This window comes from Variovorax sp. 01T439_2, from assembly GCF_056398445.1.
On record NZ_JBFTPJ010000263.1, the window covers coordinates 1 to 6416 of the forward strand.

6 protein-coding genes are annotated in these 6416 nt (G+C 62.7%); 5 read left to right on the forward strand and 1 reads right to left on the reverse strand.

Annotated features, from left to right (window positions below; translation table 11 throughout):
- Positions 1 to 8: 8 nt before the first annotated feature.
- Positions 9 to 785: an IclR family transcriptional regulator gene (locus AC1DOC_RS14315; RefSeq protein ID WP_478081217.1), complete on the reverse strand. Its 777-nt coding sequence runs from the start codon at positions 783 to 785 to the stop codon at positions 9 to 11.
- A 195-nt stretch (positions 786 to 980) separates the two neighbouring features.
- On the opposite strand from AC1DOC_RS14315, the gene AC1DOC_RS14320 reads away from it, so the two are divergent.
- From AC1DOC_RS14320 to AC1DOC_RS14340, 5 genes are all read left to right on the forward strand, one after another.
- Entirely contained in the window at positions 981 to 1778 is a 798-nt protein-coding gene (locus tag AC1DOC_RS14320) for a citryl-CoA lyase (protein WP_478081218.1), read from the forward strand.
- Positions 1779 to 1853: 75 nt separating this feature from the next.
- Positions 1854 to 3032, forward strand: coding sequence for a thiolase family protein (locus tag AC1DOC_RS14325; protein ID WP_478081219.1), 1179 nt, complete (start codon positions 1854 to 1856; stop codon positions 3030 to 3032).
- A gap of 52 nt (positions 3033 to 3084) precedes the next feature.
- On the forward strand, positions 3085 to 3999 hold the full coding sequence (locus AC1DOC_RS14330; protein ID WP_478081220.1) for an SDR family NAD(P)-dependent oxidoreductase: 915 nt from the start codon (positions 3085 to 3087) through the stop codon (positions 3997 to 3999).
- Positions 4000 to 4029: 30 nt separating this feature from the next.
- Complete coding sequence (locus AC1DOC_RS14335) at positions 4030 to 5115, forward strand: acyl-CoA dehydrogenase family protein (protein WP_478084634.1); 1086 nt, start codon at positions 4030 to 4032, stop codon at positions 5113 to 5115.
- Positions 5112 to 6251 carry an acyl-CoA dehydrogenase family protein gene (locus AC1DOC_RS14340; protein WP_478081222.1) on the forward strand — a complete coding sequence of 380 codons (1140 nt, stop codon included), beginning with the start codon at positions 5112 to 5114 and terminating at the stop codon, positions 6249 to 6251. Before AC1DOC_RS14335 ends, AC1DOC_RS14340 begins: the two co-directional genes overlap by 4 nt.
- Positions 6252 to 6416 lie beyond the last annotated feature (165 nt).

The window sequence follows — 6416 nt, forward strand, 5'->3', positions numbered from 1 at the left end:
GTCATGGCTCAGAGAATGTCTAGCGAAGACTGGATGCGTGCAATGTGCTTCGCTATGGATGCGGCGGCAATCTGTTGGTCATGCCTGGACATCCGACTGTCGATCGAAGCCGTAGTGATCGCGCCCATGACAGTGCCGGTCGCATTGCGCATCGCCATTCCGATCCCGATGACACCTGGCACGCTGTAGTGTCCGATGATCGCGTGTCCGCGGCCTTGGGTTGCACGTACGAGCGCGCGCAGCGTCGACTCCGTCAGTGAGCCATAGCTGCCCAGGCGTTTCGCGTTGGCCCGGATGCATTCGTTTCGCTCCGCTTCCGACAGCGTCGACAGGATGGACAGGCCTCCTGCGCCCGTTCCCAGAGGCTGCCTGCTACCGACGTTGACGGTGAGCACCTGAACGGGGTAGGAGCCAATCACACGGGCAAGACAGATTGACTCGAACCCTATTCGGCCAATGAGGAAGGCGCTGTTTCCGGTCTCCTCCGAAACACCTCTCAATGCAGGTTCGCACACCGTTCTCAGGTCCGCACGGTCAGCGAAAGCGGCCGCCATCTGGCGGCAGTAATCACCCAGCACATAGCGCTTCGAGCCGGCGGGTCGCTTCAACAACCCCTGTCTCTCCAGAGCCTGGACTATGCGATGCATGGTAGGGCGTTCAAGCCCGCTAAGCGCCACAAGGTCGGCCACCGTCAGCCCGTGCGAACCGTTGGCAACCACGTGCTTCAACACACCGACTGTGCGATCGATGCTTTGCGTACCGCGTGATTCCGTTGAGTTCATCATTTTGATCATATTGTGGACACAAACTCACAATCAGGATCCGTATAAACCCTATGGAATCGCGTTTCGCTAGGTTACGACATCCACATCGTGGACATGCCTCTACTGAGATTTCTGGTTCGAAAACTACGATTCGTCCCACTGATTCGCCACCGACCGCGAATGCTTTCACCCCCCACGTCCAGACTGGAGCACTGAATGACAACGACCCCTGATCGAAAGTATTGGCGAACCGCTATCGCTGACCCCACTCCACATGAAGGTACTCTGGTCAGGGGCTACGACGTCCTCACTGATCTCGTCGGCAAGATCGACTTCGGCGCCATGGTGTACCTGCTCTACAAGGGAGAGCTTCCCAAGGGCAACGAGGCGAAGATCATCAATGCGATGTTCATCTCGGTCGCCGACCATGGCATTTCTCCGTCCTCGACAGTCACCCGTTTTGTGCAGGCAGCCGGTGTACCGATCCAGTGTTCGGTCGCTGCCGGCGCCATGATGTTTGGCGACGTACATGGGGGTGCCGGCGAAGAGTTCGCACGTTACATCCAGGAGCTGGTGTCCGAGGCAGCCTCGAGCGGGCGCAGCTATGAGGACGTGGCGACAGAGTACGTCGGCAAGCACAAGCGGCTGGATGGCTTCGGGCATCCGCAGCATCCCGAAGGCGATCCGCGCGGGAAGAGGCTGTTCGCGCTTGCCGAGGAGTATGGGCTTGCAGGCGACCACATCCGGATGACGCGCGAGTTGGAAAAGGCGCTGATCAAGAAGAAAAACCGCCCCCTCCTGGCAAACATCGATGCGGCGGTCGGCGCAATCATCTCGGATCTGGGAATCGACTGGAGGCTGTCTCGCGCGTTCATCGTCGTTCCGCGCACGGCGGGCTTGTTCGCCCACGCATTCGAAGAGTCGGTGCGCGAGCCCGGCTGGCGCCAGATCACGCTGGACCAGGTCGAGTACGACGGCCCCGCCCGCCGGACCAACAACGGCCCTGCCATCTGACGGATTACCTGATCCACAGCCGCTGCGACCTGCCTGCGGCGTACTTTCTTAGATGCTCACGAATTGGAGAGACTGATGACCGCTCGCGTCGCAATTGCTGGAATTGGAATGACCTCGTTTGGGAAATTTCTCGACCGCTCGGTCAGAAGTCTTTCCGAAGAGGCTGTACGGATCGCATTCGAAGACGCCGGCATCACGGCCGATCGTGTTGACCGGGTTTACTTCGGTAATGCGGCTGCCGGTCTCGTCACCGGGCAGGAAATGGTCCGCGCCCAGGCTGCGTTGAGATTCACCGGTCTGCTGGGCAAGCCGATGATCAACACCGAGAACGCATGCGCCACGGGCAGCACCGCGTTCCATCTGGCTTGGCAGTGCGTGCAAGCCGGGCAGGCCGACATCGTCCTGGTAGTCGGCGCTGAAAAGCTGACCCATGCCGACAAGGCGGTGTCCTTCGGTGCATTCGGGGCCGCGGTGGACATGGAAGAGAAGCTGCCCGACCACATTGGATCGGGCAGCGGCTCCATCTTCATGGACATCTACGCCGAAAGAACGCGCCGCTACATGGAAGCGACGGGAGTGACGTCGGCTGACATTGCCCAGATCGTGGTCAAGAGCCGGCATGCAGCGTCCCTCAATCCCTTTGCTCAATTCCGCAAGCCGACGACCGTTGAAGAAGTGCTGGCGGCCCGCATGATCAGCAACCCGCTGACGCTTCCGATGTGCTCTTCGATCGGGGACGGCGCCGCCGCGATCGTCCTCGTCTCGAGCCGCGTCGCTGCGCAACTGACAGGCGCCAGGCCGGTATGGGTGGCCACGTCTACATTGGTTTCCGGCTCGGGAGATACGACAGGCCCCAACGCTTCGGCACGGGCCTCCAAGGCTGCCTATGAAGAGGCGTCCATCGATCCGCGCGACGTCCACGTGGTCGAGGTGCACGATGGGGCCGCGCCCAGCGAGCTGATCAACGCCGAGACCCTGCAGCTTTGCGCACCGGGAGAAGCCGTCCACCTGCTGCGAAGCGGTGCGACAGACCTTGGCGGAAAGATCTCCATCAATCCAAGCGGCGGGTTGATCAGCCGGGGCCACCCCATCGGGGCCACTGGCACCGCTCAGATTTTCGAGTTGGCGCAACAACTGCGCGGTGAGGCCGGTGAACGGCAGCGCCCGGCTGCCAAGGTTGGATTGGCACAGAACTCCGGCGGCCAGGTCGGCGGTGACTCGGCCGCGGCTGTGGTGACCATCCTCACCGCATGAACCGCACCAACTCACTTCGCGACACGATTGATCGATACATCTGGAGACTGACATGACACAGCGACTGCTGGGCAAAGTGATTGTGGTGACTGGCGCAGGCGCCGGCGTAGGCAAGGAGATCGCGCTTGAGGCAGCGCGTCAGGGCGCACGTGTGATCGTGAACGACCTGGGCGTGAGCATGGATGGCGCTGGTGGCAGCGCCGGGCCGGCCCAGGAGACCGTGGACCAGATTCGCGCGGCCGGCGGCGAGGCCAGCGCCAACACCGACAGCGTGGCGGAGTGGAGCTCCGCCCATCGCATCGTTCAACATGCGATTGACGTGTACGGGCGCGTCGACGGGCTGGTCAACAACGCGGGCAACCTGCGCGATGGCATCTTCCACAAGATGTCCGAAGAGGACTTCGATGCGGTGGTGAAGGTGCACCTGAAGGGCTGCTTCAACATGGCCCGTGCCGTCGCGCCGCACTTCAGGAGCCAGGAGTCCGGTGCCATCGTGCACATGACTTCGACCTCCGGGCTGATCGGCAACGGCGCGCAGGCCAACTACTCCGCCGCGAAGATGGGCATCGTCGGTCTGTCGAAATCGATTGCGCTCGATATGGAGCGCTTCAGCGTGCGGTCGAACTGCATCGCGCCCTTCGCATTCACCCGCATGGTGAGCTCGATCCCGACCGACACCCCTGAAGGAATGGCCCGCACGCTGGTCAACCAGCGCATGGAGGTGGCCAAGATCGCGCCTTTCACTTGCGCGCTGCTTACCGACGAAGCCCGTGGCGTGACCGGGCAGATATTCGGCGTTCGCAGCAACGAGATCTTCCTGTTCTCGCAGCCGCGGCCGATCCGTACCGCACACCGCAGTGAGGGCTGGACCGTCGATACCTGCCTTGAAGTGGCGTTGCCCATGATGAAGCCCTCGTTCTTTCCGCTGGACAAGTCGCGCGACATCTTCACTTGGGATCCCGTTTGACGGGACAGAGACAACCACCAGGAGCAAGTGATGAGTGAAGAGACGCGTGACATGCTGCATGAAGCGGCCCAGCGGATATTCGCGGACAAGCCTGCAAATCTGTGGACAGTTTTGCAAGAGTCCGGATTCGACAAAACGTTGCTGCCAGAGAGCAAGGGCGGCGCGGGCGTGAGTTGGGCGGATGCATCTGGACTTCTGGTTCTCGCCGGTGAGCATGCTGCGGACGCTCTGCTGGCGGACGCGATGGTCGGGCACTGGCTTCTGGACCATGCCGGCGTCGACGGCGCAACCTTGCCGACCGTCGCGTCATCGGCGCATTCCGAGCAGATTCGGCTGGGTCGCACGCGCGACGGCTGGCGCGTCGATGGCAAGCTCCCCCGTGTGCCATGGGGCGGCGCATGCACGCATGTCGCGTTCATCGTCGGGTCTGGCGCAGCTGCTCAGCTCATTGTCCTGGCTCGGGATGCAGCCGGCATTTCCGTCACTTCAGGCCGCAATCTCGCGGGCGAGCCGCGCGATACGCTGGTGCTCGAAAGCGTGGTGCCGCAGGCGGTGGTTGCCGCGCCTTTCGATGCGCGTGAGCTGCTCGCCCTTTCAGCTGTCCTGCGCAGCGCGTTGATGGCCGGAGCAATCGAACGGTCGCTTGCGCTTGCCGTTGAATACGCCAACCTTCGCGTCCAGTTCGGCCGGCCGATCGGCAAATTCCAGGCGGTGCAGCAGAACATTGCCGTTCTCGCGACGCAGGCGGCCGCCGCGCGTGCGGCAGCTGAAGCTGGCAGCGAAGCGATCGATGAATGGCTGGATGGGGTAGGCGAGCCCCTCTCGCGGAGCATTGCCGCTGCCAGCGCGAAGATCCGAACGGGTGAAGCGGCGGGGCAGGCGTGCGCGATCGCGCACCAAGTGTTCGGAGCCATCGGCTTCACAGAGGAACACGAACTCCATCGATACACCCAGCGGCTCTGGTCATGGCGAGACGAGTGCGGCAACGAGGCCTTCTGGTCTCGCGATCTCGGCGAACGCATCCTCGCCGGCGACGCCGGACAGTCCCTCTGGCGCGCAGTGGTGCCGATGGCGAAGACCATCAGTGGCGCCGCAGCAGCAGGAGCAGCACGATGAACAACCTTTCCTTTCCGCGCCCGAGGCAGTCCGAGATCGGCGAGCGGCTGCGCTCCGAAGTTCGCGAGTTCATCGACGGCTGGCACGGCAATCGGCACGGTGCCGCTGCTTTCAGCGGCTTTGATCCCGAGTTCAGCGCAGCCCTTGGCGAGCGCGGCTGGATCGGCATGGGTTTTCCAAAGCGCTATGGCGGCGGCGGGTACGGACTGGCGGAGCGGCTCGTCGTGCTGGAGGAACTGCTCGCCGTTCGCGCACCGATCTTTGCGCATGCGGTGGCCGAGCGCCAGAGCGGGCCGCTGCTGCTGCGCTTCGGCAGCGAGCGGCAGCGCGAGGAAATCGTCCCCCGAATTGCCGCCGGGAAGTGCTACTTTTGCATCGGTCTGAGCGAGCCGGACTCGGGGTCGGATCTCGCATCGGTACGCACGCGCGCCACCAAGGTGGACGGCGGCTGGCGCGTGAACGGTGCCAAGATCTGGACCTCGAGTGCGCACCGCACGCACTACATGGTCTTGCTGTGCCGTACGGCGCCCGCGAGCGAAGTGCGACAGGCCGGCTTGAGCCAGTTCCTGGTCGACATGAAGACACCCGGCGTCACATGCCGGTCCATCGTGAACATCGCCGGAGACGACGATTTCAATGAAGTCCACTTTCAGGACGTGTTCCTTGCTGACGATGCCCTCATTGGCGTCGAAGGCCAAGGATGGCAGCAGGTCACGAGCGAGCTGACATTCGAGCGAAGCGGGCCCGACCGGTTCATGTCTCACATGGGCGCCGTCGAGGAGTTCGTCACTGCGCTCAAGCAGCAGCCGTCGGGGGAGGGCGCGCGGACGGTGGGGCGCCTGGTCGCCCACCTCTCGACGTTGAGGCGAATGTCGCGCTCCATCGCCATGATGATCACCGACGAGCAGGACGCCGCGCTGCATGCGGCCCTGCTCAAGGACCTCGGTACCTGCTTCGAGCAGGAAATTCCCGAGACCCTTCGGTTGGTTCTGCAGACCGAGCCCGAGCCGGGTACCTCAGACGGGTACAGCGCGGCGCTGGCCAACGTCATCCTGCACGCACCCTCCTGCACGATCCGCGGTGGGACGAAGGAAGTACTGCGCGGCATGGTCGCAAAGTCCCTCGGACTGCGGTAAGCAGACTTTTGATTCAACTCCGAAACAGACATCCCGAAAGGCCGCAAGTGGAAACAGCTACCAACACAGAAGAACTTCATCGACAACTGGGCGATGCCGTTCTGTGGTTGAAATTGAATCGACCACAGGCGTTGAACTCGCTGACACTGTCGCTCGTAGTCGCAT